4 protein-coding genes are annotated in these 2,885 nt (G+C 38.3%); all 4 read right to left on the minus strand.

All coding sequences use genetic code 11. The features are described from left to right. Positions 1-151 precede the first annotated feature (151 nt). Positions 152-1,438, minus strand: a complete 1,287-nt coding sequence (locus ACQR30_RS14755; protein WP_429736461.1) for an RHS repeat-associated core domain-containing protein — start codon at positions 1,436-1,438, stop codon at positions 152-154. Beyond that, entirely contained in the window at positions 1,425-1,736 is a 312-nt protein-coding gene (locus tag ACQR30_RS14760) for a hypothetical protein (protein WP_429736463.1), read from the minus strand. Before ACQR30_RS14760 ends, ACQR30_RS14755 begins: the two co-directional genes overlap by 14 nt. Next, complete coding sequence (locus tag ACQR30_RS14765; RefSeq protein ID WP_429736465.1) at positions 1,733-1,996, minus strand: hypothetical protein; 264 nt, start codon at positions 1,994-1,996, stop codon at positions 1,733-1,735. The genes ACQR30_RS14760 and ACQR30_RS14765 overlap by 4 nt, the downstream gene beginning before the upstream one ends. A 58-nt stretch (positions 1,997-2,054) precedes the next feature. Beyond that, a partial coding sequence (locus tag ACQR30_RS14770; RefSeq protein ID WP_429736467.1) for a hypothetical protein occupies positions 2,055-2,885 on the minus strand: 831 nt, incomplete at its 5' end.

A 2,885-nucleotide genomic window follows, 5' to 3' on the forward strand; every position in this document is an offset into this window, starting at 1 on the left:
CAACTGCGTATTTATCTAACCATTCACTTAGCTGTTTCACAATAGTACTATTTATGTTTAATTCATTTGGATTTATATATCCTCCATTATAATAATCTCTAATACCTGTTCCATTTAGCGACGCATCAATAATTAAGTATTTCATGTTTTTTTATTTAAGGGGCCTAAAGAATCGATGATCTATTATACCATCTTTATTTTGTCCAATTTCGAATACACCATCTTTACCATTCATATTCCCTTCCATTCTAAAAATATTATATCCATTCTTTTGTGGGACTGCATCCGTTTCAAGAATGCTTTTATCAAATGAATATGGGAAGTTATGACTGCTGGGGTCTTCTAAGGCTCGTTCTCTTACTCTTGGCGCATACCTAAGCGTTTCATCAATAACCTTTTCTACACCACTCTTAACCGTTTTTACTGTTTTATAATCGCCATATATATCTACAGCTAATGCGCCCGCACCTGTTTCTACCGCTCCGACAATAGCTATTGGCGCACCAACTATACCTAGTCCTATTAGTTGATTTCTATGCCCATATTTATTAATGTAATTCCTATAATCATAACTTCCAGCGGCCTGCCTCAAATGCTGTTCATCCAAATAACTCATTTTAGGAAATACGCTTCTCGCATATTCCTCTATCTGCCAATCAGGTAAACCATTCCTGTGGTTATAATCATAATAAGTTTGCAAATTTGATTCAAAATAATTCGCTTTTATCTTTGTGGTTACGATTACATCAGGTAAAGATTTTGGATTGGTATAAATTTTATTATCATCTCCCGGTCCGCTTTCTCCGCCATTAGCATCTATATTATTCACCGGATCATTCCCCATTGCTAAATACGGAGAGTAATATTGCCCCGCAGGGTCTGTCGTCAGCCACCTGGCAATTCTGCTATCATACATCCTAAGTTCAAAAGCGTTCCAGTCGGTCTCACCGTCTTTCTCTGCGTAAGCTCCCTGATAGCCGTAGCGGTAATCTGTACCTCCGCTTCTTAAGACCATACCATAAGGATAATAATCACTATATCCTCTTACTTCCAAAGAACTACCACTCTTAGCTACTACTGCTCGCACATTGCCCGTTTGATCTCTCAATTCGTAGGCATAGACATTGTCCTGCCGGTAGAAGGTGCCTATCCTGCCTGCGCCGCCGTCTATCGCATATTCCTCGGGGGTTGCCGCTCCCGTGGTTTGTATATATATCGCATCGCCGGTGTACCAGGTCGTTTCTACCAATTGTCCTGCGGTGTTGTAGCTCTTCTTCGCTATTCTCGCTCCGGTCTCATCATAGACAAACTCGGCTATCAGCTGCCCCAGCGAGTCGTAGGTATAGCTTGCATAGGTTTGCACTGTTCCGGTGGCGCTGTTGCTAAATTCTTTTACAAAACTTATATGTTTCTTTTCAACACATTTATGTACTATCAAAACAACTGGTCTGATAGTCCTTCAAATAAACGATATTTTTTAAAGGTATATTATTGTTTTCGGCAACAATTATTGGTTGTAAAACACAATCGGATAATTGCAATGCTGAAAATTCAGCAATTATATCATCAATATATTCATCTTCTATCTTCGTTCTTTTTTCTAAAATGATTTTAACTTGTACGTTTCCATCATTAAGTATTTCGAAGGATATGCTTTTAAATTTGTCGTTGATATTTCGATGCATCGCATCACAGAGATTACAAGTCTGATATTTTATATCAATTCCAGCCATCATGCTTCAGCTTTTGAAAATAATAAATAATTTAGCCATTTATAATATTTAGGTTGCCACTCCCCAATATTTTCGTTAAACTTTTCTTTTGTAAGATGTAATTCTATGATTTCTATTTTGAAGTGACTTAATCTGTCCCTTATATTTACTTTCACTTCTTTAGAAAGATTTGATCCTTCCAATAATATGACTTGAATCTCTAATGTAAACTCTTCTACATTGTAGCTTATGTCTAAAACATTGCTATTAATATTAATAAGCATAATATCTATTAGACTATATTTTAGATCTAAATATTTGTAATTGTAATTTATCATAATACTAAGGTTTCCAGAATGGATTAGTTGGCACTACTGTCGGATTTACTGTACCCTTAATCATAAATACATTAGTTGGCTGACCGGTAATGCCTGCCCCCAAATTTACATTAGTACCGGTAACTCCGTCAAACTTATATATTAAATGGCCTGCTTTAGATGTACCCATGTATGCTGCTTCGCCTGAATGAACAGCATCCAAGACGGATTGAGCATCTTTCACACTATTTAAATAGCCCCCGCCTTCTTTGGCTGTTCCTACTATGTGCCTCGCTTGCTTTTGAACTGATATTGTTTTGCTTAATTCATTTGTAATTCCTCGCTCTGCCACCTCTTCTGTGGTAATTGCCCCTTTTAATGTTTTAAAGGCTTTAGCAGCAATGCCAAAAACTCCTTTTCCAATCAACTCAAATGTTTCCCCCATTGCATACCACCCAAATGCTTGCCCTACCAAACCATCTCCTAGAGCTTCGTGTGGCCTCCAAGGGTGGCTATCTCTATAAGCTGTATATTCTTTTAAATTACTTGGGGACGAAAGATATACATCCATTAAGGACGGAAGTGGCTGGACACTCCAATCTTTTCCTGTATAAATTTCTTTATAGCCATTTTCATTTATTCGTGTGTCGCCATAATCCGGTTGCCAATTTCCATTCTTGTCTTTATGCCATTCAGCGTCCCCTCCATCCTTATCCACCCCATTTATGGGGTCTCCACCCATTGCGATATAAGGACTGGCGAACTGCCCTGCAGGGTCTGTCGTCAACCACCTGGCAATTCTGCTATCATACCTCCTAAGTTCAAAAGCGTTCCAGTCGGTCTCACCGTCTTTCTC

The organism is Arachidicoccus sp. (genome assembly GCF_050436765.1).
Taxonomy (GTDB): Bacteria; Bacteroidota; Bacteroidia; order Chitinophagales; family Chitinophagaceae; genus Arachidicoccus.